Genomic DNA, 24,913 nt, shown 5'->3' on the forward strand with positions numbered 1-24,913 from the left:
GTTGCAAGAATTTTCTCTTATAAAAGGGACATTTTATGAAGGGACTAAAGATAAAATACCGATTGTTTCATTTGCTTGGTAAAGTTGCAATAAAATCATTGATCATCCAAGAATAACTGTCTTCAGGAGAGACTTTTGGTTCCTTAGTGAAATAGCCCAAAAATCGTAGAGAAAGATACCCATGAATCATACTTCTCAATTCTCTACTACGATGTGTTTTTTCTTCTTTTGTTAATGGGAATGAGTCAAAAATTTGAAGAATGATCTGGTTTGTTTCATGTATCCCGTCCAATAGTATTTCCTCATTTGTATGCGGAATACTGATCAGTAATTCGTAAACAGCTTGATTCGCAAACGCAAAAGATTGATAGATCTGTGCATAGATGCGTAAAGCCTCTGCTCCACTTTTCCCTACTAATGCACGACGTAATTCATCATTGAGTTCTTGCAGTAATCTCGCTGTCAAAGCCGTCTTTACTTCACGCATATTTTTAAAGTGGTTATACAATGAAGGCGATTTGACATCCAGACGTTTAGCTAAATGTTGAAACGTGATTTGTGGAACATCCATCTCTTCTGCTAACTCACGGAAACAGGCGATGATTTTCTCTTGAGATAGATTTCTTTTTTTCATTTCTACGGTCCTCTCATAAGTTAAATCCTCAACAAAATAAGTTTACCATGAAAAACCAAGATAAAAAAGAGAGTTTCATTGATAAACTACATATTGTAGTTTATAATAACTAACTGTAAATGGAAATTTTCAGAAAGAAGGATATTGCATTGGCCACACAGATAAAGGAAAAATTGTTTAGAAAAAGAGAGCCATGGGAGCAAAACTTGTTTGTCTTATGGTTTGGTACATTTATGGCAGGTATTGGTTTTAGTCTAGTCATGCCTTTCATGTCACTTTACATAGATACTTTGGGATCTTATACTACATCGCAGTTAAATTTTTGGAGCGGTATAACATTTTCTTCTACTTTTTTAGTCACGACACTTATCTCACCTTGGTGGGGAAAATTAGCGGACCAAAAAGGCCGAAAATTGATGCTTTTACGTGCCTCATTAGGGATGGCAATCGTTATTTCTTTAATGGGCTGTGTCACAAGTGTCTATCAATTAGTCGCTCTACGTTTATTACAAGGAATCTTTTCAGGTTATATCAGTAATGCAACTGCACTCGTAGCAACAGGCACTCCCAAAGAAAAAAGCGGACAAGTATTAGGTACTTTGGCTACTGGTTCTGTTACTGGAACTTTACTTGGTCCTCTACTTGGCGGAATCTCTGCTTCTGCGTTTGGTTATCGTCCAACTTTCTTTATTACTGGGATCATTTTATTCTTCGTTTTCTTATTAAGTCTCTTCTTTGTTCATGAAAAATTCGTACCAATCAAAAAAGAAGACATGTCTTCTGCCAAACAAATTTTCAAAGATTTAAAATATCCTCATGTGGTGATCGGCATGTTTGTGACTACAATGATCATACAAGCATCAAATAATTCGATCAGCCCAATTATCAGCCTGTATATCCGACAGTTATTGAATGGTCATGGAAACGTGACATTGATCAGTGGTATCATCGCTTCGATTCCCGGGATTGCGACATTGATTGCTGCCCCTCGTTTTGGACGTTTGGGTGATAAGATCGGTAGTGAACGGATTTTAGCTATCGGATTAGGATTCGCCATTCTCGTTTATATTCCAATGGCCTTTGTTACTAATGTTTGGCAACTTGCTGGACTTCGCTTCTTGATCGGTATTTCTGATGCGTGTCTTCTACCAGCTGTTCAGGCGTTGATCACGAAATATTCTCCTCACAATGCAGCAGGCAGAATATTTAGCTACAATCAATCTTTCCAAGCAACTGGGAATGTCGTAGGCCCAATGATCGGTTCAAGTGTGTCTAGTGTGTTTGGTTATCGTGGTGTCTTTATTTCAACCTCTGTACTTGTTTTACTAAACTTCTTACTAGTACGTCATAACACACAGGAAATCCACAACGATGCACAATTGCAAGAAGACACCACACAATCGACAGTCTCGCATCAACATAGCACAAAGTAAAAGAGGTCGTGAAAAGACCGTTCAGCTCCGCCGAAAATAAGAATGGATTTTTCGAAACAGCTTCTCATGTTTTGAAAAATTCAGACTTATTTCAAGGAGTTGGTCTTTGAACACCGTGGATAAAGGTCGTAAAAAGAGCGCTCTGACCTGAGCAATAAGGAGGAAAATCTCGAAACAGCTCTCCATGTTTTGAGATTTTTTGACTTATTGTTGAAGGTCAGCTCTTTGAACACCGTAGATAAGGTCGTGAAAAGGCTGCTCTGCATCAAGCAATAAGAACAAGCAGAGAAAAACAGCTTTTATGTTTTTCATCTGGTTGGGCTTATTGTTGAAGATGCAAGCCTTTGAACACGGTGAATAGAGGTCGTGAAAAGGCCGCTCAGCTCCGCCGACAATAAGAATTAAACTTTCAAATTAGCTTCCCACATTTTGGAAATCTAGCGCTTATTGTTGAAAGTCATTTTTCCTTTTTAAGTAATAAAATAATATCTATAAAAAATAGAAGCTAAAAGTTTGATCGATCATCAAATCTTAGCTTCTATTTTTTATATGACTACTAAATTAAAAATTTTTATTTCTCAGTATTGAGGAAAATAGCTACTACCACTATAGAAATAAGGGTAAATACTGCCATTATCCAGATTTCAGTTTGAAAATTTGTGGTTGTTGCAACAATCAATGATAACCCAATAGGACCACCAATTTGATGCATCGTATTCGTTACACCACTTGCAATACCAGCTAATTTATCAGGTGCTTCATAAACACCCGCAGATGTCACCGGTGCTAATATTAATCCTTGACCTAATCCAAGTATGATCATAGGTACAAAAACAGTCTGCCAATAACCATTTACTGGATTTGAGATTGCAAGTAAAATCAACCCTATAGCTAGTATTATTTCTCCAATAAGTAATACCCTATTATTACCAAATTTCCCTGTTAGCTTTGGTAATTGCATCGCAATTATAAAATTAACAATTGTCAGTGGCAAAAAAGCAAACCCGGATTCTAGCGCTGAAAAACCATATTGGCTTTGCATCATTTGTGGTAAAAAGAACCAAAATGGCAACATAGCCATCATAAATAAAAGACGAGTCGCATAAGCACCAGAACGAATCTTATTTTGAAAAAGTGCTAAAGGTAGAATGGGCGAAGAAGTCTTTCTCTCCCATAATATAAACAAGAATATAAAGATAATACCTACAACTATGAAGCTAAATATCCCTTCAGTAAAACCATAGATAATACCCACCAAACCAATTATGGAAAGTAAACTGCCTAAATAGTCGATAGTTTCTTTTCGACGCGCTGATGATTTCACATACTTCAATGTTAATATAAATAATACGAGAGTAAATGGAACATTTATTAAAAAGCCAGCACGCCAAGAAATCAAGCTAGTCAGTCCACCACCAACTAATAAGCCAATACTTGAGCCAATTCCCGCAGTTGCTCCATAATAAGAAATCGCACGTTGTCTCATATTATTTTGATAGGCATCCATGATCAATGCCAAAGTTGTCGGTGCGATAATGGAACTACCAATTCCTTGTACTGCACGCATAATAATGACCATTTCAGCTGTTTTCGATAGCCCAATCATTAAAGAACTGAAACCAAAAATCAGTAAGCCTATCAAAAAAATACGTTTTCTTCCTAACAGATCAGAAAGGCGTCCGCTTAATAGCAAAAAACCTCCAAAAGTGAGTGTATACGCACTTGATACCCATGAAAGTGCTGAGGCAGATAACCCTAAACTTTTACCTATCTGCACAGAACTTGTAAAAATGATTGAATTATCCATCAATATCAAAAAATAAGATAATAATGTAATTGGTAAAATGACACCGAATTTTTCTCTATTCAAATTTCCTAACTTCTTTCTATCCATTAATCTGTTGGTTTTTTTCTGTTTCAATTTGTACACGATCGATCTTCACCAATTTTTTCTTGAATCAGTTCAGCAACTACCTTTGTATTTCCAGTTCGTGAATAATAGACAATAAATGTTTTGAGATTTTTCATCATTTCACTTCCTTTTATTTTACTTATTATTTTAGATAAACTAATAAACCTAATAATAATGAGACATATAATTGTTATTAAAAATATGAAATTCGTTTCTTAAACGCCTTTATCGCTATTTTTATCACTTATTTATCCATAAAAATACTGCAGCATCAATTATCTAATGATTGATACCACAGAATTCACTTTTACTGTACTATATTGCTAAAATTGTATTCTTTTATCAATAAAAATCAGGTTTTGATTTATTTTCTGAACCAGGTTCCCACAAGCCAATACTTCCTCGAATGTCATTTCTTTTTCCTGTGATATTGTCCATTATAAATTGAGCAATGGCACGTCTCGTAATTTGAGCACCTAAAAACGGTTCTCCCTTAGGACTTGCAATATAGTCCTTTCGATTCCCATTATAGAGCCAAGTCATACGCATATAAGTATAATCCAAATCACTTGCTTCCAATGCTTCTACACCACGCTCATGGGCGACTGACCCTCCCATCATGCGACTATTCCATATAGCAAACGGTTCTGCAACTTCACCATACACGCTAAGTACACCTGCTTGAATGATTCGTTTCACACCCGTTTTATGCATCGCATCGATCACAATTTCTGTTACTTTTTTATTATCAAAATTCATATAAATGATATCTTGATTTTTCATAACATTGATCAAGTCAGTTAAATTTCCAGCATCTCCAGAAACCTTTGTTACATTTGTATAAGGTAAGTCAGCGGCATAACGCCCAAATAAAGTCAAATGTAAATCAGGTTGCTCTTGCAAAAGTGGGATTAATACCTGTGGAACCTGACCGCCAGCACCAATAATCAGTATGTTTTTGCTCATTTTTCTGTATCCAACATCCGATTCATAAACCATTCTACTTGTTGGGGTGCATCATGGTCAAAGAACGCAGATTCTTTCCTATCTAAAGCCGCTATCTTTTCAACATCTTCTTTTGAAAGCTCAAAATCAAAAATATCAATGTTTTCAGCCATTCGTTCAGGATGAACTGATTTTGCTAAAGCAACAATCCCTCTTTGCATTAACCAACGTAATACAACTTGTCCCACTGTCTTACCATACTGTTTACCGATTTCTGTTAATACAGGATTGTTAAATAGTTCGTGACGCCCTTCTGCAAATGGTGCCCAAGCTTCCACTTGTACGCTATATTTTTCATGCCATTCTTGATCTTCAACTCGCTGATTCCATGGATTCACTTCGATTTGATTGACTTGAGGTTTTACCTCATTCAAACCCACAAACTCGATCATCTTAGCTGATTTGAAATTTGAAATCCCAATAGCACGTAATTTTCCTGCTTTTTGAGCCTCAACCATTGATCGCCATGCACCATAAATATCTCCGTATGGTTGATGAATAAGATAAAGATCCAGATAATCCAACCCCATTACTTTAAGAGAATGTTCAATCGTTTCCGCAGCTTTTTCTTCTGGTGCTTGAAGAATAAACAATTTAGAAGTAACAAAAAGTTCTTCTCGAGTAACTAGTCCTTCATTGATGGCACGCTTGATTCCTTCCCCTGTTTCTTTTTCATTTCCGTAAATCGAAGCTGTATCAATCAGACGGTACCCTGCTTTAATTGCTTGATATACTGCTGCAGCTGTTTCCTCCAATGGAATTTGATAAACACCAAATCCTAATTGAGGCATTTCTATACCATTGTTCAAAGTTATTTTCTGCATATTGTTTTCCTCCTCTAATTTTCTTTACATGTTCTATCCTAAACCTTAGAGTTAAGTCCATAGCAAGAGAAAAGATTTATTTTTTTCGTTCCCATAATTTTTCAACTTTATCAGGTTCCATTTCACCTGCTTTAAATTTTGCAATATGGTCATCATACGTTTCTATCTTATAAATAAGTAAGTCTCTAACTTCCTGCATTTCCGCTAATTTTTGCTCTAATTCTTTTAATTGATCAGACAAGATCTGCTTCTGCGCTTTTTCTACATTCTTCGTTTTACGCAATTGTGCCAGCTGAGCAAACTCAATGAGTGATTCAATCGATAAACCAGCATTTCGTAAGTTTTTTGCTAGATAAATCCAATTCAAATCATTCGTAGTATAATCTCGATAACCGCTTTCGTTACGGTGAACAGATGGTATGACACCAACACGTTCATAATAGCGTAGTGTATCTACACTCAAATCAAACATTTCCGCAGCTTTTTTAATATTCATCAAATAATCACCTCATCTTTTTATATAAGTTATCATAAACCTTGAAGTGCACTCCAAGGCAAGCTATTCACTAAATTTGTAAAATTATCAAAAACTGTTGTCCAATTCCTTACAACTTTTGGTAGTACCTCTTTACAAATTGCATGACGGACAAATTAATTACTTGCTGATGCATTAAATTACTTCGTCCGTATTGACCGACTGATGTTTAGAACATACAGTTTATTTAGCCAAAAATTTTTATTATCTCTGAAATATATTAGCGACAATTTCCACCAAATATTCGTTGTACTTTAATTCAAGTTCATCTAAATACTTTTTATTGTTTTCATCATTTCCTCTCACAATATTATCCACTTAAAAATATCCTATCACCATTTTAGTATGTTTTTGGACAACATATAAAAAACAAAAGACTGTAGACAAAGAATTTCTTTGCCTACAGTCTACTAAAAGGACACAGCCTTCTCTTGCTATTCAAGGTTTAATTACTGTTGTGATTAAACATATTGTAAAACTTTTGTTTCTTGATATGCATGGTCGATCAAACCGCCACCTAGACATTCCATCCCATCATAAAAAACGACAGCTTGTCCTGGAGTGATTGCTCGTACAGGTTCGTCAAATACTACTTCTGCACGGTTTCCTTCTAACAAACGTACAGTTACCGGTACGTCTTGTTGACGGTAACGGAATTTTGCCGTACATTTGAATTCTTTAGGCATATCTTCATTTGTAGTGAAGTGGATTTCACTTGCATCAAGACTTGTAGCATACAAAGCTGGATGATGGAACCCTTGTCCTACATATAGCGTATTCGTTGCTAGATCTTTTCCAACAACAAACCAAGGTTTTTGTGAAGCTCCACCGCCACCAATTCCTAGTCCTTGACGTTGACCAATCGTATAGTACATCAATCCTGCATGTTGACCTTTGACTTCACCGTCTAGTGTCACCATATTTCCTTTTTTGGCAGGTAAATAGTTACTTAAAAATTGTTTGAAATTCTTTTCACCAATAAAACAAATACCAGTAGAGTCTTTCTTCTTCGCAGTCGCTAATCCTGCACGTTCTGCAATAGCACGTACTTCAGTTTTTTCCATTCCACCTAGAGGAAAGAGTGTTTTTGATAATTGTTCTTGTGATAATTGACTAAGAAAATACGTTTGATCCTTATTATTATCTACACCGCGAAGCATATGCACAACACCATTTTCATCACGTGTTACTTGCGCATAATGACCTGTTGCTACATATTCAGCACCTAGATCCATGGCATAATCTAAGAAAGCTTTAAATTTGATTTCTTTGTTACACATTACATCAGGATTCGGTGTTCGGCCAGCTCGATATTCCGCTAAGAAATATTCAAAGACACGATCCCAATATTCTTTTTCAAAATTAACAGAATAATAAGGAATGCCGATTTGTGCTGCTACTTTCGCAACATCTTTATAGTCTTCGGTCGCAGTACATACGCCATTTTCGTCAGTATCATCCCAGTTTTTCATGAAGATCCCGACTACGTCATAGCCTTGTTCCTTTAACAAAAGTGCTGTTACAGATGAGTCAACTCCGCCACTCATCCCAACGACAACGCGTGTTTTGCTGTTGTCTGTCATGATATCACCATCATTTCAATTAGATTTTCTGAAACATCTACGAGTTGAAGGTCGCAACTTTTCAGTATTTTACATTATACGTCATATTTTTGAAAATTTCATCCTTTATTTCTCACGCCTTGAACAGACCCCGTCATCTTAAAAAATGAACAGCTCATGATTTGAACGGACAACTCTTTTTTATGTAAGTATCTACGATTCACCAGCAGCAACTCTTTTTTTCAATAGTATTTTTAATTAAGAACGTTTGTCTTTTTTAATCACTTACCATTGTAAACTTGTAGTTATCGCCAAAGAATCCAAATAACGATATGAAAATAGGTCGCAAATACATAATTGATTCCTAGCAGTATCCATTTAGTTTTTCCGTTATCAAGGCCTGTTGAAAGAATAAGTCCTACTAAGCCAGAGATACTCATGAAAATGAGATATTTGATAATTTCTCCGTCAAACGCCATTAAATAGTAATTGATTCTAATGAAATAGGTAATTGAATATAACATTGGAGGCCCTAATAAAAGCATCTGCACCCGTTGTTGTGTTTGTTTTCTTGGCAACCTTCGTGACATTGTAGGTACCAATAAATAAGTAAGGATCGATACGATTAAAATTATCCCTCCAGACAACGGGACAAGGATGACAGCAACCAAATAAATACTACTAAAATGAACGAACATCCCCCATCCTTTCAAAGAGTCTAAATGCGTACCTGTAGCAAAAATAAAACTGATACCACTGAGTAAACAAGAAAGATAATAGACAACCGCTACGTCTGCGTGCAAACCACGACTAAACCAAATAATCATCAGCCATGCCAGTAAGAAAACACTACCGATTAAGAAACACTTTGAAACCTTTGTACACGTTCTACTGTTTATTGGAAACATTCACCTTATTCCTTTCAGATAAAAAATTTTTCATATTTTAGTCGCTTTCCTTTCAAGTGATCAACAACGTGTAGAGCGGCATCTTAATGAAAGAAGATGAGGATGAGGAGGTGGTAATAAGCTGCAAAAAAATAATTGATCCCCAGAAGTATCCATTTAGCTTTTCCATTATTGAGTGTTGTCGAAAGAGTCAAACCAATTAAACCTGAAATGTTAAGGATGACCGTGTATCCCAGAGCGTCCCACCCCAATCGTTCCCCATAAATGATTAATTCGTAATTGATCCTACTAAAAAAAACAGTTGAAAGAATCATCGGTATCCCTAAACAAATGATTACTACCCATTTCTGCTCGTAAACTTTCAGTATCCAGATGGACAGTAGCAAATAGGCAACTATTGCAAGTAACACAGCAGAGCTTTCCCACAATAATAAGCCGATGATATATAGAGACAATACATAAATACTACTAAAATGGACAACTGCAGTTAGCCTTTTTAAAAATTTTGAATGCGTACCTCTAGCAAAAATAAAACTGATACCACTGAGTAAACAGGAAAGATAATAGACAATCGCTACTTCTGCGTACAAACTACGACTAAACCAAATAATCATCAGCCATGCCAGTAAGAAAACACTACCGATTAAAAAATACTTTGAAAACTTCGTGCATGTTTTACTATTTATTGGAAACATCAACATCACTCCTTTAAAAAATTCATCCATTTAGCTATTTATTATTTTGTATACGCCTCTATCACACACTAGGGAGCCCCTAACATGGATAGTCATAAGCCAACTAACTATGCGTTCATTTTTGGTCATCCATTTCGTTTTGCCCAACTTCATTTCAATTCGATAAATATAAAAACCAATTGCTCCCTAACACACAGAACAAATTAAGGAAGATACTGCTTCTTTTTAACCACTGAGGCTCAATTTTTGTGGAAATTATTAAATTAGCACTGCCACTCATCCAGCACCCTGCCATAGTGAGCGCAAGAAAAAGTGGGTTCTCCTTCATAAACGGGATAAAATAGAAGCTCGTAAAGAGAATCGTGATTGTTGATAAAGTCAAAGAAATCTTAGTATACGTTTTACTTTTTAGTGAAAACATAAAAACAACTCCTTTTTCAGTTTTCTTTTCTTATTTATTTTAAAAATAGTTCAAATGCTACTACGAAAAAATGAACAATATTCGACATTGTTGCAAAGAGGTAATTCATTACTAGTAGTAACCATCTCCACTTTACAGTCTTTATTTTTGTTGAAAAGTAAAGTCCAATTAATCCTGAAACGATTATGATAAACATAAAAACAAAACTCACAGGGCCAGGATAATCAAGATACACCTCTATCACACACCAAAGAGACACTGACATGGATAGCCATAAGCCAACTAAATACGCCTTCATTTTCATTTATCTCCTTTCAATTGATAAACATAGGATTGCGGTCATCTGTGAAAGAGTCGTACAAGCAGTTATCTGAATAAAAAACGACTCTTTTAGCGCCTTTTCGAGAAGCAAACAATTCGATCATTAAATCAAGGATCAGTAAATCTCCTAATCAAAAAATGTTATCTTAAATAAAACTATCCTTGTAATTTAATAACAAAAATTAAAAATAAAACCATATGTACAAAACTTATTCAAGCCTTTCTTTTATTAATTACTCTGCTAAAAATCAACAATACGAGTCATTAAAATCAGTATTGTTATCATACATCCGAAATTAATGCGTTTACCTTCGAATTTAAACTTATTTTATCTCCACTATCATGTCACTCCTTTCGCCTTAATTAAAAAACATATAAAATTTTATTTAAATCCACTTATTTATTTTTTATATGTTATTATTCTATCATAAAACTTAGGAGGGATACCTTTGAAATTCAAATTCTTTTTTATAACTTAATGCATAATAAGGTCATGGATAACGATTACAGACATACAAAGACAACTGTATCGTTAATCAATTACCACTTTGTTTTTTGTCCAAGGTATCGCCGGAAAATATTTGTTAATTCCGATGTGGACGCTAGATTCAAATCACTTGTCGCAGAAATTTGCCAAGAAAACGAGTGGAACATCCTTGCTATAGAAACAGACAAAGACCATTGTCATTTGTTTGTGAATGTTCAACCGACATATTCGCCTTCTGACATAATGAAAGTGATTAAAGGAAAGACATCACGAACGTTAAGACAAGAGTTTGAACACTTAAGCAAAATGCCGAGTGTTTGGACACGTTCTTACTTTGTTTCAACGGCAAGAAATGTATCTAGCGCCACGATTAAACGGTATGTTGAGAACCAAAGAACAAGATATTGATAACGTTAAGGAGGTGTGCAGAAATGAAGAAGGCTCATAAGATTCGTATCTATCCCAACCAAAGGCAACAAATTCAATTTCAAAAGACATTCGGTTGCGTCCGCTTCTATTGGAATTTTCTATTAGATCAACGCATAACGAATTACAAAACGAAAAAAGAAAATGCTGACTATCAAGAAGATAAGACAACGTATGCGGCATTAAAAAAGATGGATGAATATTCTTGGTTGAAAGAAGTTGAAGCTCAACCCCTTAGCCAAGTGACCATGGATTTAAATAAAGCATACAAGAATACTTTCAAATCTAACTTTGGTTTTCCAAAATTCAAGAGTAAAAAGTATTCAAAAAAATCCTATCGAACAGCTATGGGTATGAAAGTAAATAACAACTACTTTTACGTATCTAAAGTTGGTTGGGTAAAAATGGCTGAAAATTTGCGGTTCAACGGGAAACTAATGAGCATAACAGTTAGCCAATCGAAATCGGGTAAATACTTTGCCACCTTTTTAGTGGATACCGAAAACTTCCAAAAAGAACCAGTTGAAGAATCAATCGGGTTGGACTTAGGTATCGCACATTTCTGCATAACGTCCGCAGGAGAAAAGATAGATAACGAGAAATTCTATCGATCCATGGAAAAACGTTTGGTAATTGAACAACGCAAGCTTTCAAGAAGATTAGAAGTAGCCAAAAAGCACAATCGTAAATTAGATGAGTGCAAAAACTACCAAAAACAAAAATTGAAAGTATCACGTATCCATGAAAAGATTTTTAACCAACGAAGCAACTTTTTACACCAGCTGTCTTCACGTATAACTGATGAAAACCAAATCATTTGTATTGAAGACTTGAATGTAAAAGGTATGGTTAAGAATCACAAACTAGCTAAATCAATTGCAGATGTCTCTTGGAGTGAGTTCGTCAGACAACTTGCTTACAAGTGTGAATGGAAAGGAAGAACCTTAGTTAAGGTTGATCAATTTTACCCAAGTTCACAAATTTGTTCTTTGTGTGGTCATAAAGATGGCAAGAAAGAGCTAAATATTCGTGAATGGACTTGCAGCAATTGTGGTACACACCACGACCGAGACATCAATGCGAGTATAAATATTAAAACCGAAGGACTTTCGGGGATAGCTTAGTAAATTTGTGTCCGTTAGGACGTATTACCTAAGAACCCCACGACTTTAGTCGTGTGGAGTGTCAGGGGATCGATTGGTTGAATCAGTACACAAAAGAACGAACGTTGATCGTTTTTTCAAAAGATATTGATAAAGATATCGACAGACTAAATAAAGGGACCGCCAGGATCGATAAAGGGTTCAACGAAAGTGGCCAATATGTTTACTGCATTTTATGATGCGTAAAATGCAGAACTGACGGCATCAATTTGAATACATAATCGTAGGAATCGACAAAAAAGCAGTCTTCAATCTTGCCTAAAATGGCTTGATTTGAAAACTGCTTTTTGACGTCTATTGTAAATTGGCTAATTCTTTTTGCTTTTCTTCGTAGATTTCTTCAATTTCTTTTTCAGATAAAGGTGTCCCGAATGGTCTTTTGACTTTCAAGAGCTCTCTTTCAGGCGCATCTACCCCCACATTGACATCATTGCCAATAGGAACACTATAATGATGGATATGCCCATGAAGGTTTCGGATGGTATCATTTGGACCCAGCAGCATGGGATAATGTGTTAAATAATATTGATGATGATTGAATTTGACAATTGCTCCCACGTCATAGAAATAAAATTTTTTTTGTTCCATCTTTATTTCCAGGATCATGTTTTTCCAAATAGCGAAAAAAGTTTCGGCTATCGTGGTTTCCTTTGATAAAGTGAATCGTTCCATTGAGCTGCTAAACTAATTCAAGTATTTCTAGGCTACCTTTTTCATATTGCGGATGCATCGCTAAATCACCAAGATGGTAAACGTGATCTGTTTCTTTGACTACCGCATTCCAACTGGTGATCAATTGCTGGTTCATTTCCTCCACTGTAGCAAATAACCTAGGTGCAAAATCATTTTTCCCTAATAGCGCCGCATGAAAAAAGTGGATATCACTGGTAAAAAAATTCATCTTGCATCCTCCTTCTTTCATTCTTTCCTATAGCGTAAATAAAAGTCTCAAATTATTCAAGTATATCACTCATCAACTGATTCTTTCGTTTCTAACTTTCTCTTCTTTTGTAGCACTTGATCATATGTCCTATCAGAAGGGATCGCATATAATGCAATGCCACAAAGTAACATACCGACTCTACAGGAACAATTTTTCTACTCCTAAACGATCTGCTAAAGATCCAACAAACAATAAACGAATTGAACAAGGGATCTTAAAAAAAGGTAAAAGGTTCTGCGCATGGTAAAATGAATAAAAAATAGGAGGAAACGATAATGGAGATTACTTTTCAAACTGTACTGACCCCTTCAGCGATCACTATCACATTGGATCATGAAGTCGAGAAAATAAATGTAACCGAAGAAAAGATTCCTTTACCCGAAAATTCATTTTATCTCTTTTTTGCTCAAAAAGAGTGCCAAGCAATTGGCAAGACGATCGAACCTAAAAAGTGGGATAAAGTCATTCTCATCCAACTGTCATGGGAAATCGAAGCCCCACATATGATTGCTTCTCTACTTGAAAAAGCACAAGCAAGTGGACTGACGATTATGACAGATGAAACATTAGATAGAAAAATCCCCACAAATATCCAGAAAAAATTGGCTACTCCGAATGAAGAAATTTTGACTATCCTCTCACTATTCGGCTATTCATTAGGCGAACAGCAAAAAACGGAAAAGAAAAAAACAGCAAAGGCTCGCCATCGCTGGTCAAAAAAGATCAGCGAAATCCCCTTTACTGTAAACTTCAGAAACAGCCAAGCAACAATATATTGGCTTAGCCGAAATGAAATGTTGATCAAATCAGGTGCAACACTACTTACCGAAGCACCACGGAATAAAGATGGCTCTGTCGGTTATTCAGCAAAATATGGCGAAAAATTACGAGACGACTTCAAAGAGTGTATTTCTAATGGGAAAACGACCAAAGATATCATTGTAAAAAGTGTCAATGAAGCCAGCTTGCTCCTTTATTTCGGTGGCACAAATAGTTGGCTCGAAATAGTTGACGAAAACGGCAAATCCATCGATGAGTGGACAAAAGTGGAATAGACACAAATCCAATGATACAAATAAGAAACAAAGCCAAAGAGCCGAAGAACTGTTCTCTTCGATTCTTTGGCTCTTTTTATTCAGACCATACGATGAAATCATACTTTTTCAAATAGCCCGCGGCTGATCATACCATCCATCAAAAAATAAAATTTATCTTGGCTCATTTTTTGTTTGTCATCTTTGAAGATATTGACAGCTTTCAATCCATTCGCAGTCGTGATCGACATTTTTAACGTTTTGATGTCTTTTGAAACAGTGATTTTCAGCTTAAAGCCTTCTTTACTTTGTGGAGTTGCATCTAGCGGACGAATCAATTGATAGTTTCCGCCATTTGTTTCAGTAAAGCCATTGTCTCTAAGTGTGTATCTTTTTGCATCTGGGTGCAGACGATAACTCGTTTTTGCGCCCATTACAGTTGCTATTTGTTCAAATGCCATGCTTTTCACCTCGGTAAACTTATTCTACTTTTATTATAAAAGTTTCTGATTTGTTTTACTAGGATTTTTTAGCCAGCTCCATCATCTATTCACAGTCCACAGTGCTTTATGCTTCTCCACGTAGAATTGAGAATCTCCTTGTCATTTTACTTACTCGTTTCTGCATATTTTGCTTCTACAAAATTTTTTACTTTACCTAGTCCGAGGCTGCTAAGCAAGATGACTGGGAAAAACTGGATTGGGAATAGAAAAAGCAAAAGTGACATGCTTAAATATGGTTGGCCTAAGATCATGGTCAGACCAGCAGCAACTACTACCCCAACGAGCAATCCTGGCGTATAAGGGAATAGACTGACAAAAGCAAAACCTATTGCTGTACTTGAAAAAATTGCCGGAAAGATTTTCCCTCCTCGCCAGCCGAATGCAAAACAAAAGTTCGTCAATATGGCTTTCCCTATACCTAATAGAACTAAATTGAAAAATGAAAATTGAAGGGCTTCTTTGGATAAAGGCAACAATTGATGTTCCCCAGAAAACAAAAAATAGGGAGACACTAAGCCAAATACACCGATGCCGATACCTGCCAGTACCGCTTTGATCATTATTCCATTGATTTTTTCTGCTATTTTGTTCGTCAATTTTTCAATTTTTAAAAATATCCAACCAAATATCCCTCCAACCAGCCAACCTAAAGGAGCGAATAAAAGTGCCTGCCACTCCCACTGGATCGTAGTGGAAAAACGGAGTGCAAAAACACTTTCCTCTGGCGAAAACTGTTCAATAAATAAAAAACCTACAATACCAAATAATGTACTGATTGCATACAAACCAATTTTTCTGGCTTTATTTTTCAATTTGAAAGGATGCTTGTTATCAAACACTTCACTGATTCCAGCGAACGGTGCCCGAAAAATCGTTGCTAGCATTGTTCCTATACTGAGCTTCAATAGTTCGTCTTTATGCTCAAAAGTTATTTTTAAATGATCCCCCATCCAAGTGATCATGCCACCCACAACACCCGCAAGTGCAGCTTCTGGTCCAAGGCTGGCGCCAAACATCAATACAACGAGCGCAGCCAAGATGTTTTTCCCGATTCTTCCTTTATAAGAAACGCGATTATTTTTTTTGAATTCTCCTAAGGTTTCTTCGATCGTTGTCGGATAGCGGCCTAAATGTTTTTGAAGCAACCCTACTAAAACGCCACCTACTACCCCTACGATCATTGGGCAAAAAGGAAGTGAAACCATACCCGGAATATCTTGCCAAACTAAATCAATAAAAAAATTAGCGACTAGTAAAAAAAAAGCTGCGACAGCACCAACTATCAGACCTAATACACAGCTGTATACCACAAATAACGCAGAAAATCTCATGTCTTCGCCCCTTTTCTAACACCTACTGAAATTTTTAGCCACTTGCTAAATCGCTGTCTTACTCCTCAGATAATCCTTCGATTTCTTTACGAATAGCCAGCATTTCATTTTCCAAATGTTCAATGTCATCTGAAATCCCTTGTAATTTTTCTGAGAGTTCAGGATTTTCTAAATTATTTTTATACCGTAAGCTATGTTCTAAACTAGCACAAAAGTCCATGGCAATCGTCCGAAATTGAATTTCAACTTTGATTTTTTTTGTTTCTTCAAGAAAGTAGACTGGAACTTCTAAAACAACATGGACACTGCGATACCCACTCGGTTTAGGGTGCTTTAAGTAATCTTTGATCGTCAGAATCGTAATATCAGGATGATGACTCAATGAGTTGATCAATGTGTAGATATCGTCACTATAGGAACAAATCACTCTTAAACCTGCAAAATCTCGGACATTCGCAATAATTGCCTGTTTTGAATAATTTACCTGTTTACGATTCAATTTGTTCACAACGCTCTTGAATCGTTTGATCCTTTTCTGAATTTGATGGATACTGTTTTTTCGTCCTCTGTGACTATTGCTACTTAATTCACGGTCAATAATGAATAGTTTTGTTTCCACTTCATCTAAAGCTGAGTGGTAATAAACCTCTAGTTCTTGATACAATTCAATCGCTTCGACACCCAGTGCACGATTTGTCGCATTCGATTCTTTATTTAAGATATTGATCAATTCCTCAATTGGAATTTCGGACATTTCATCTCACTCCTTAGAAAAAAGTATTTTTGGATGGCGCTCTCATTATAATTTTAGCACAAAGCTAATTTTAAACTCAAAATAGCGCTCACTGGATGATCACTAATCGCTAAAAAGTGTGTGGATAAAATAAAAAACCGCTGAGTTGGTTAGGCTCAGCGGAAAAGAGAGTTGTGGGACAAAAGTAAGAAACACTTCTGTCCCAGCCTCATCTGTTTATTGTTGGTTAGCTTGGTTACGTATTCATCATAAATCACTTAAGCTAAACTATCATACAAATAATCTAATATTTAGATTAAATAGCTCTTGTTTTCAGTAAATTCAAGTGTTCGTTTATTTTTTCAATAACAAATTAGTCATTTTTTGAATGGCTGATGAGATATTTTCTGTCGCTTTGTCCTGTTTTTCTTCTGACGCGTTGAACAAAGCTACATCTACTCCATCTTTTATCGTAATACTTTGGATCATTTCTTCACAGCCTGCAACATAAGAAATATAGGCTTTTTCAAAATTTTTGTGGATTCCCATTACTTTGGCTGGTGGACGAAGCTGACTGATTTTCTTTAAAATCAATTGGTATTTCTTTGTTCCCTCTTTGAATAATCCACTGATTTCAGTTAACTCTTCAGAGCTTAGATCAGCCGTTTTATTTTGGTCGATTGCCTCTCTGATCACTTGGTATTTGGGATGCATTGTTTCTCCGATTTCTTCCGTTTCTTTCACCATTCGATCGACAGCTTGAACATAATAGCCCATATTTGGTAACATTCATTTTCCTACTTTCCGATTTTTATTTCATTTGACTCTTTACTTTTTATTTTACCTGTTTTTATTTCTAAAAGACAGGTTTTCTTCATTTACTATTTGATGACTTATTCGTTATTTCTTAAAAAAGCCTTCCTTCAAACTGTATTGTTTTCCGGATACAATATCATATTGGATCATCTTATAGGCATCATAAAGTGTTTCTTGCTCTTTATTCAATTGTGCTTCTTGACGCCATTGCCCGCCTTGATAGTATAATTCTCGTTCAAACGCAGGCAGTGTTTGTTCCATTTCCAATAACAACTGATAGAAACCAGTCGTTGGTTGTTTGGTTTGCTCTAGCAAATTAGCAGCAAAATAAAATGGACTAGTAATCGCATCATGCGTACTGTTCTCAGTCAATTTCCCTTGATTGTCAAACATCAAAAACTGCGTTTCATGTAACGTTTGCTTATCATTTTTATTTTGGATATCTTCTGAATAGATACCCGGTAAATGATCGCCCCAAAAAACAACTAGCGTTCTTCTAGAAAGATCTTTTAACTCCTCGGTAAATTTTTTCAACGCTTGACTGCTGTAAGCAATATCTTGAAGATAATTGTCTAAACTATTGGTACCACTATCGTCCATCGTCTTTGCTGAATAGTCTAGCTTCGAATACTTCCCATTATATGGCATATGCGTCTGCATCGTTACTAGATGGACAAACTGCGGAGTTTCTGTATTCTTCAAAAGATCCATGACTTCTTTATAGGCAGATTCATCTGAAATATAAGGATTATTATCGATCGTTTCTGTATATTTCATCGTGTCCTCACTAATAAAGCGATCAAAGCCCATCACCTTGTAGACATCTTCCCTTTTATACATGGATGTATTAAAAGGATGGATAGCAGTCGTCTGATATTTTTGGGCGTTCAATGTCGATACGAGTGAAGGCAATTGGTCGATTTTAGGCACAAGCATCGTATAAGGAGTGGTCAACTGTGCATTAAATAGTGCCATTGAAAAACCAGTCAGAGCTTCAAATTCGATGTTCGCTGTGCCACCTCCGTAATTTTGGGAGAGCATATTCCCACTGTAGGTTTGATTTGCGACATCATAATAATCTGCCAGTGGATCTCCTGAGATTTCCACACCATTCAACCGGCTAGGATCAGAGAAACTCTCACTCATGACATAGATGATGTTCGGTTGCTCTTCTGTTGCTTCTTGATTTTTTTTATCAGCCAGTTCCTGATATTTTTCGGTGATCTCTTTGATTTTTGCTTCTGAATATCCACTAGGTTCATCCATTGGGTCAATTTTTAAATTATACAAAAAACCGCCAATAAACCCAGTATTGTAATAATTCATCTTTTGGCTGTAAGGAATCCATAATGCTGTTTTATTATAGGCCTTACGCAAAAGATTATTAGGATTATTGAAATGACTGATATATACCAACGATCCGATCGTTACACAGAATGTAATCATGCGTAGTATCTGGAATCGCCGTCCTTTTTTGAAACTTCGGTAAATCCCCCACAAACCACCAAGCAAGACTAGCACGATCAACCCTAGCAACAAGTAAAAGGAGCCTGTCCCAGTCATTTCCTTCAATAAGCTGAACTCCGTGATCATTTTCAAATCGTCTGGGTAGATAGGCTCTTGTCGATAACTCATTTTTAAGTAATTTGCATACCCTAATATCCCGATACTTACAATGTAAAAGAACATACCGAAAAGAAATGATCCCATAGCCGATACTAAAAGTAAAAAAATCATCAACAATACAAGGCATGCCAATAAGAATTTTTGTGTGTGCCACGAAAAAGCAAAGTTCAGCGCAAGGTCAACAGAAAGATCATTTTGACACCATTGTAAATAGAGATTGCTTAATACAACAATCAATAAAGTAAAAATACTGATTGCTGTGTATTTTAAAATACGCTTTTGTGTTAAAGTCAATTTATTTAAGAGATTGCTTAATTTTCTTTTCAAGTAGATACTCCTTCAACTTTCAGTGAATTGATTATTATTACTGTCTACTTTATTTTAGTAGTTAACCTTTTACAAGTAAAGAAACGAGAAGAATTAATGAAGATTTTTGAATCATCTATGAAGACCAATGCTACAACAAGTCCTAACTCAGACTATAAGAAATCAGGCTATTCAAAAAATTAGAAGAGTTTGCTCTAAAGTTTAAAAAACTGAGACACCAACTTTTTGGTGTCCCAGTTTTTCGGCTCTATACGCTTACTTTTATTCGCTTTTAATTTCTGATTTACTTAGATCTGTAATTTATTTCTTCCAAAAATCATCGAAAACTGAGATTGGCAAATGGCGTTTATGTTGCGTTTTATTCCACCATGCTTCAATCTTTTCTTGCGCATCAACTGGAATTTCTCTGCCTTCTAAATAATCATCGATTTCATCATATGTCACACCGAGTGCTACTTCATCTGCAATCAATGGTTTGCCATCTTCTAAATCTGCAGTTGGTATCTTCGTGTATAATTTTTCTGGCGCATTTAATTCTTTTAATAATTGTTTTCCTTGGCGTTTATTCAAGCGGAACAATGGCAAGATATCTGCTCCACCATCGCCGAATTTCGTAAAGAAACCTGTGATATTCTCTGCAGCATGATCTGTTCCTAAAACTGCTCCAGCTCGTTCTCCTGCAATCGCATATTGCGTGATCATTCGTTGACGTGCTTTGATATTTCCTTTATTGAAGTCGCTGATTTCTACGCCAGCTTCACCTAAAACTGTGACTTCTGCATCTACGGCCGGTTTGATATTCACGCGTAAACTAACGTCTGGTTTGATAAAATCTAAGGCTGCTTTTGCGTCTTCTTCATCCACTTGTTCCCCATATGGCAAACGGACAGCGATGAATTGATAGTCCTCATCTTTTGTTTCTTCGCGCATTTCTTCCATTGTTAATTGCGCTAACCGCCCTGCTAATGTTGAATCTTGTCCGCCGCTGATCCCTAAGACGAATGTCTTTAAAAATGGGTGTTTTTTCAAATATGCTTTCAAAAAATCAATACTTACTCGAATTTCAGCTTTTGGATCAATCGTTGGTTTGACACCTAATTCTTGGATGATTTCTTTTTGTAAGTTCATTGTTTTTCCTCCTTACGCTTCATTGTGCATGTCTGCAACACTTTTTTTCATACGTTCCATCGTCGCCATTTTATGATTCCAACAATCCGTAGATAGATCAACTGGATATTTTTGTGGATTAAGGTCACGTTTGTATTCTTCCCAAAGTGAATCAAGGTTCGTTCGAGTGTATTCCTTGATCTCATCTAAAACAGGCAAATCATAGACAAGTTTTCCATCGATATAGATATCTTGTAAGATTGGACGTGCAGTAAAGTCTCGCACAGTTTTATTGATAAATGTATGGATTGGATGGAACATGAAGATTTCTTCTTCTTCTCGTGGATCTTCGTCCCAAAGAGTGACATAATCCCCTTCTGATTTTCCATCGAAATTACGCGTGATACGCCAAACTTGCTTTTTACCAGGAGTTGTTACTTTTTCAGCATTGCTGGATAGTTTGATCGTATCGATCATTTTACCATCCTTACTTTCAATCGAAACTAACTTGAAAACAGCTCCTAAAGCCGGTTGATCATACGCAGTGATCAATTTTGTTCCGACACCCCAGACATCTATTTTGGCTTTTTGCATCTTTAAGTTCAAAATCGTTGCTTCATCTAAATCATTTGACGCATAGATTTTTGCTTCAGTAAATCCAGCAGCATCTAGCTGTTCCCGTACTCGTTTAGAAATATAAGCCATATCTCCACTATCGATACGTACACCTTGGAAATTGATTTGATCACCTAATTCTTTGGCTACTCTGATCGCACTAGGAACCCCTGATTTAAGCGTATCGTACGTATCCACCAAGAAAACACAATCTTTATGCGTCTTGGCATATGCCATAAAAGCTTCATAATCATTTCCGTAAGATTGAACAAGTGAATGTGCATGCGTACCGCTTGCAGGAATCCCGAATATTTTCCCTGCACGTACATTACTTGTGGCATCTGCTCCACCGATGTATGCTGCACGAGTTCCCCAAACTGCTGCATCAAGTTCTTGTGCTCTTCTTGTTCCAAATTCCAATAAAGGATCATCGCCGATAACTGATTTGATTCTAGCAGCTTTGGTGGCAATCAGTGTTTGGAAATTCACGATGTTCAACAAAGCTGTTTCAACTAACTGGCAATGCGCTAGTGGACCTTCCACTTGGATCAAAGGTTCATTCGCAAAAACCAGTTCTCCTTCACGGGCAGAACGAACTGTTGCTTTGAACTTAAATTCTTTTAGATAAGTTAAAAAACCTTCTGGATAAACATTCATATTACGTAAATACTCAATATCCGTCTCTGTGAATGTCAAATTTTCTAAATATTCGACTAAATGTTCTAACCCTGCAAACACGGCGTACCCATGGTTAAAAGGCATTTCACGGAAATAGCATTCAAAAACAGCGTGCAGATCAGCTCGACCTAATTCCCAGTACGTTTGCATCATATTGATTTGATATAAATCTGTATGCAAAGTCAAACTGTCATCTGGGTATATTTTATTCATTTTTTTATTACTCCTCTTGGCAAGTTTTCATTTCTTTCCCATTATAACAAAAAAAAACCTTAGGAGAAGAAATCTTGATTATTTTCTGAAAAACGTACAAAAAAGACCACTAAAATCAGATATCCAAGTGATCTTAGTGGTCTTTTATTTATACAGCCGAGGCGATAGTTCGCTGCTCAACGATTACGATGTCTTTATTTGGTCGCTTAAACTGGATTCCTCTTTGCTCCAAGTCTTGTTTTACGCCAATATGTACCTTGACGTCTTCACGATCAGATTTTAAAATCCGTCGAACCGCAAAGTCTATTTCCTGCTTTGTGATTTTTTTCTTTGTATTGATCATCACTAATTCTTGTTTATCATACGTATCTACAAATAGAATTTGGGTACGATCTAACGAATACAGCTTATAATATTTGATTGCTGAACCGCCAAAGAAAAAATCGACTATCTTAGGGTAAAACGTCTTGATATTCAAATTATTTGTTACAGGTGTCTCGATTAATTTCATCTCATTCCTCTTTTCTTTTTTATATGGATAAGCGCCCTAAGGAATCGCTTTCAATTAAATCAAAGAATAACAGAAAAAAACTTTTTCTGTTATATTTAGTATAACATAAATCCAGCGATAAAAAAATAGTCATCCTTTCCCTTGACCTTCTCGTTACGTCAAGGAATATGCTAAAGATGTCAGGAGGTAGAAAATGGAATACACTATCAAAAAAATGGCTCAACTCTCTGGTGTTAGTCCGCGAACACTGCGTTTTTACGATGAAATCGGTCTTTTGAAACCAGCGAGGATCACATCTTCCGGTTATCGTATCTATGGACCAAAAGAAGTGGACCGTCTGCAACATATTTTGTTTTATCGTTCGCTTGCATTCAAATTGGAACAGATTCGCGAGATTTTAGACGACCCAAAATTTGACCATCAACAGGCATTACTGGAACATCAGAAAATGTTACAGGAAAAAAGAGACCAGATCGATACTCTCTTGACAACTATCCAGCAAACACTGACGAACTACGAAGGAGGAACACATATGACTGATCAAGAAAAATTTGAAGGATTCAAACAGCAAAAATTAGCAGAAAACGAACTGCACTATGGTCAAGAAATACGAGAAAAATACGGCAACAAGGCAGTGCATGCGACAACTAAAAAGTGGCAAGAGATGGATGAGGAAACTTATCGTGACATGGAAACAATCGAAGAACAGCTTCTAGCTGATTTGACTCACTATCTTCAAGATCCTACAAATCAACAATTGGAAGAGTCTATTTTTGCTTCGCATAAGAAGTGGCTCACTTTTAGTTGGCCTACTTACAGTTTAGCAGCACATAAAGGATTAGCGGCAATGTATCTGTCCGATGAACGATTTACTTCTTACTATGATAGCCGTAGTGGTGTGGGAGCAACAAAAGCATTAAGCGAGATCATAAAAAAACAAACAGAATAATCATACTAGTATCAAATAGAAATAAGAAATAGCGATCGTGACAAAAGCTGTCTGCTACAAAACAAGCACAGATTTCCTAAAAATATTTATCTTTTTGTGAAATTTTGATTTGTTTTTGTAATAGTGACTTCTGAATTACCGATCATTCGAAAAAAGGAATGCGGGACAAAAGTAAGAAACACTTTTGTCCCATCCTCTTTTCTCTCCAATTTCTCAAACCTAAACGACTTTGGTCTCGACCTCTTTTTATTGATTATTCTTTTTATTCATCTCTCGATAAATCGATAAGGAATTTTGATTTGTCCCAACCGTTCCTCGATCAGAAGTTGAAATGCCATTTCTCCACAAGCAATCAGCCCGTGATCGATCGTTGAAAAATCCATGATCTCACTGATCAGTAAATTATCCCGACCAACTATCCGCCGATTACTTTCCAAAAAAGATTGCTGTAAAATCCCAGCTGCGACTGTATCTGAATTTGCTAGCACCCCATCAATTGCTTGTTCTTCAAAGAAAGTGCCTGCTTTGACACCTTGCTCATGATCGATGCAATCCCAATAAACATGTTGCTTTTCAAAGTCCGGAAACACTTTTTTGCAAAGTTCTAATGTGATTTTTGAATTGTAACTGAGTCGACTGCTTCTGCCTAATGTCACACCGAGACGTCTGACTCCTTGATCACGTAGAAAGAAAAGTGCTTCTTCAATCGATTGTTCACGGTCAATAAAGACACAGTTTGCCTTTTTTTCTTTGATTTCTTCACAAAATACAATCGGTCCATATTTTTGATAAGGAAGCAAAGCCTCTAAATGATTCGCTCGAGAAGTAATGATCAGCCCATCAAAGGCTTTACCTGCAAATTCTTCCAGATACATCATTTCACGATCCGCTTGGTAATTTGTAGGTAATAAAGTCACCTTATAGTCCTCATTAAAAGCCGACTCAATGATTCCGCCGATCAGCTGATCAAAATATGGATGATTTGCATAGGGCAAAATAACGCCAATATTTCTTGTTTTCCCATAGCTTAACTGTCTTGCACTTGCATTGGGAACATAGTCGAGCTTCTTCATCATTGCCAGAATCTCTGCGCGTTTTACTTCATCCACATACGGATGTTGATTGATCACTCGAGACACTGTTGAAACAGAGTAACCAGTGAGTCTTGCGATATCTCGAATGTTTGCCATACTCGGTTTTC

Annotated in this window: 24 protein-coding genes and 1 pseudogene; 6 read left to right on the plus strand and 19 right to left on the minus strand. The window is 36.3% G+C overall.

Annotated features, from left to right (window positions below; all coding sequences use genetic code 11):
• Positions 1 to 67 precede the first annotated feature (67 nt).
• On the minus strand, positions 68 to 634 hold the full coding sequence (locus CJZ72_RS02570) for a TetR/AcrR family transcriptional regulator (RefSeq protein WP_005880196.1): 567 nt from the start codon (positions 632 to 634) through the stop codon (positions 68 to 70).
• Between the two features lie 149 nt (positions 635 to 783).
• Here CJZ72_RS02570 and CJZ72_RS02575 point away from each other — a divergent pair, with 149 nt between their 5' ends.
• A complete protein-coding gene (locus CJZ72_RS02575; RefSeq protein ID WP_081134111.1) occupies positions 784 to 2,067 on the plus strand; it encodes a multidrug efflux MFS transporter in 1,284 nt (427 codons plus the stop codon).
• A 571-nt stretch (positions 2,068 to 2,638) separates the two neighbouring features.
• Here CJZ72_RS02575 and CJZ72_RS02580 read toward each other — a convergent pair.
• The 8 genes from CJZ72_RS02580 to CJZ72_RS02615 all read right to left on the minus strand — a co-directional run bounded on the left by CJZ72_RS02580 (position 2,639) and on the right by CJZ72_RS02615 (position 9,508).
• The gene (locus CJZ72_RS02580; protein ID WP_081134130.1) at positions 2,639 to 3,961 is read right to left on the minus strand and encodes an MFS transporter; all 1,323 of its coding nucleotides are present in this window, start codon (positions 3,959 to 3,961) and stop codon (positions 2,639 to 2,641) included.
• Positions 3,962 to 3,984: 23 nt separating this feature from the next.
• On the minus strand, positions 3,985 to 4,095 hold the full coding sequence (locus tag CJZ72_RS02585; RefSeq protein WP_179135133.1) for a flavodoxin family protein: 111 nt from the start codon (positions 4,093 to 4,095) through the stop codon (positions 3,985 to 3,987).
• Between the two features lie 226 nt (positions 4,096 to 4,321).
• Positions 4,322 to 4,945: an NAD(P)H-binding protein gene (locus CJZ72_RS02590; protein ID WP_081134109.1), complete on the minus strand. Its 624-nt coding sequence runs from the start codon at positions 4,943 to 4,945 to the stop codon at positions 4,322 to 4,324.
• Positions 4,942 to 5,808 carry an aldo/keto reductase gene (locus CJZ72_RS02595; RefSeq protein ID WP_081134108.1) on the minus strand — a complete coding sequence of 289 codons (867 nt, stop codon included), beginning with the start codon at positions 5,806 to 5,808 and terminating at the stop codon, positions 4,942 to 4,944. The genes CJZ72_RS02590 and CJZ72_RS02595 overlap by 4 nt, the downstream gene beginning before the upstream one ends.
• 76 nt (positions 5,809 to 5,884) lie before the next feature.
• The gene (locus CJZ72_RS02600) at positions 5,885 to 6,304 is read right to left on the minus strand and encodes a MerR family transcriptional regulator (RefSeq protein ID WP_095443592.1); all 420 of its coding nucleotides are present in this window, start codon (positions 6,302 to 6,304) and stop codon (positions 5,885 to 5,887) included.
• A gap of 500 nt (positions 6,305 to 6,804) precedes the next feature.
• Positions 6,805 to 7,926, minus strand: a complete 1,122-nt coding sequence (gene mnmA / locus CJZ72_RS02605; RefSeq protein WP_095443593.1) for a tRNA 2-thiouridine(34) synthase MnmA — start codon at positions 7,924 to 7,926, stop codon at positions 6,805 to 6,807.
• Between the two features lie 284 nt (positions 7,927 to 8,210).
• On the minus strand, positions 8,211 to 8,813 hold the full coding sequence (locus tag CJZ72_RS02610) for a hypothetical protein (protein ID WP_081134106.1): 603 nt from the start codon (positions 8,811 to 8,813) through the stop codon (positions 8,211 to 8,213).
• A gap of 83 nt (positions 8,814 to 8,896) precedes the next feature.
• Positions 8,897 to 9,508, minus strand: a complete 612-nt coding sequence (locus tag CJZ72_RS02615) for a hypothetical protein (RefSeq protein WP_005880181.1) — start codon at positions 9,506 to 9,508, stop codon at positions 8,897 to 8,899.
• Positions 9,509 to 10,743: 1,235 nt separating this feature from the next.
• On the opposite strand from CJZ72_RS02615, the gene tnpA reads away from it, so the two are divergent.
• The 3 genes from tnpA (at position 10,744) to CJZ72_RS14365 (ending at position 12,505) form a co-directional block, all read left to right on the plus strand.
• On the plus strand, positions 10,744 to 11,145 hold the full coding sequence (tnpA, locus tag CJZ72_RS02630) for an IS200/IS605 family transposase (RefSeq protein ID WP_005880176.1): 402 nt from the start codon (positions 10,744 to 10,746) through the stop codon (positions 11,143 to 11,145).
• 23 nt (positions 11,146 to 11,168) lie between these two features.
• Positions 11,169 to 12,287 carry an IS200/IS605 family element RNA-guided endonuclease TnpB gene (gene tnpB, locus CJZ72_RS02635; protein WP_081134104.1) on the plus strand — a complete coding sequence of 373 codons (1,119 nt, stop codon included), beginning with the start codon at positions 11,169 to 11,171 and terminating at the stop codon, positions 12,285 to 12,287.
• A 77-nt stretch (positions 12,288 to 12,364) separates the two neighbouring features.
• Positions 12,365 to 12,505: a hypothetical protein gene (locus tag CJZ72_RS14365; RefSeq protein WP_179135131.1), complete on the plus strand. Its 141-nt coding sequence runs from the start codon at positions 12,365 to 12,367 to the stop codon at positions 12,503 to 12,505.
• Positions 12,506 to 12,620: 115 nt separating this feature from the next.
• Here the strand turns inward: CJZ72_RS14365 and CJZ72_RS02640 are convergent.
• Positions 12,621 to 13,227 (minus strand): annotated as a pseudogene (locus CJZ72_RS02640) (metallophosphoesterase).
• A 317-nt stretch (positions 13,228 to 13,544) separates the two neighbouring features.
• Here CJZ72_RS02640 and CJZ72_RS02645 point away from each other — a divergent pair.
• The gene (locus CJZ72_RS02645) at positions 13,545 to 14,324 is read left to right on the plus strand and encodes a hypothetical protein (RefSeq protein WP_095443594.1); all 780 of its coding nucleotides are present in this window, start codon (positions 13,545 to 13,547) and stop codon (positions 14,322 to 14,324) included.
• A 98-nt stretch (positions 14,325 to 14,422) separates the two neighbouring features.
• Here the strand turns inward: CJZ72_RS02645 and CJZ72_RS02650 are convergent, their stop codons facing one another.
• The 8 genes from CJZ72_RS02650 to CJZ72_RS02685 form a co-directional block, all read right to left on the minus strand.
• The gene (locus tag CJZ72_RS02650) at positions 14,423 to 14,764 is read right to left on the minus strand and encodes a DUF1831 domain-containing protein (protein ID WP_005880167.1); all 342 of its coding nucleotides are present in this window, start codon (positions 14,762 to 14,764) and stop codon (positions 14,423 to 14,425) included.
• 146 nt (positions 14,765 to 14,910) lie between these two features.
• Complete coding sequence (locus CJZ72_RS02655) at positions 14,911 to 16,137, minus strand: chloride channel protein (RefSeq protein ID WP_095443595.1); 1,227 nt, start codon at positions 16,135 to 16,137, stop codon at positions 14,911 to 14,913.
• A 58-nt stretch (positions 16,138 to 16,195) separates the two neighbouring features.
• The gene (locus tag CJZ72_RS02660) at positions 16,196 to 16,891 is read right to left on the minus strand and encodes a GTP pyrophosphokinase (protein ID WP_095443596.1); all 696 of its coding nucleotides are present in this window, start codon (positions 16,889 to 16,891) and stop codon (positions 16,196 to 16,198) included.
• A gap of 333 nt (positions 16,892 to 17,224) precedes the next feature.
• A complete protein-coding gene (locus tag CJZ72_RS02665; protein WP_081134100.1) occupies positions 17,225 to 17,659 on the minus strand; it encodes a hypothetical protein in 435 nt (144 codons plus the stop codon).
• Between the two features lie 111 nt (positions 17,660 to 17,770).
• Complete coding sequence (locus tag CJZ72_RS02670) at positions 17,771 to 19,639, minus strand: LTA synthase family protein (protein WP_081134099.1); 1,869 nt, start codon at positions 19,637 to 19,639, stop codon at positions 17,771 to 17,773.
• Positions 19,640 to 19,939: 300 nt separating this feature from the next.
• Positions 19,940 to 20,767: an ammonia-dependent NAD(+) synthetase gene (gene nadE, locus CJZ72_RS02675; protein WP_095443597.1), complete on the minus strand. Its 828-nt coding sequence runs from the start codon at positions 20,765 to 20,767 to the stop codon at positions 19,940 to 19,942.
• Between the two features lie 12 nt (positions 20,768 to 20,779).
• Positions 20,780 to 22,252, minus strand: a complete 1,473-nt coding sequence (locus CJZ72_RS02680) for a nicotinate phosphoribosyltransferase (protein ID WP_016177683.1) — start codon at positions 22,250 to 22,252, stop codon at positions 20,780 to 20,782.
• A gap of 148 nt (positions 22,253 to 22,400) precedes the next feature.
• Complete coding sequence (locus tag CJZ72_RS02685) at positions 22,401 to 22,763, minus strand: DUF1827 family protein (RefSeq protein ID WP_081134097.1); 363 nt, start codon at positions 22,761 to 22,763, stop codon at positions 22,401 to 22,403.
• 193 nt (positions 22,764 to 22,956) lie between these two features.
• Here CJZ72_RS02685 and CJZ72_RS02690 point away from each other — a divergent pair, with 193 nt between their 5' ends.
• Positions 22,957 to 23,712 carry a MerR family transcriptional regulator gene (locus CJZ72_RS02690; protein WP_081134096.1) on the plus strand — a complete coding sequence of 252 codons (756 nt, stop codon included), beginning with the start codon at positions 22,957 to 22,959 and terminating at the stop codon, positions 23,710 to 23,712.
• Between the two features lie 266 nt (positions 23,713 to 23,978).
• Here CJZ72_RS02690 and CJZ72_RS02695 read toward each other — a convergent pair whose 3' ends face one another.
• Positions 23,979 to 24,902: a LacI family DNA-binding transcriptional regulator gene (locus CJZ72_RS02695; protein ID WP_081134095.1), complete on the minus strand. Its 924-nt coding sequence runs from the start codon at positions 24,900 to 24,902 to the stop codon at positions 23,979 to 23,981.
• Positions 24,903 to 24,913 lie beyond the last annotated feature (11 nt).

The organism is Enterococcus durans, assembly GCF_002277935.1.
In the GTDB taxonomy this organism is placed as follows: domain Bacteria; phylum Bacillota; class Bacilli; order Lactobacillales; family Enterococcaceae; genus Enterococcus_B; species Enterococcus_B durans.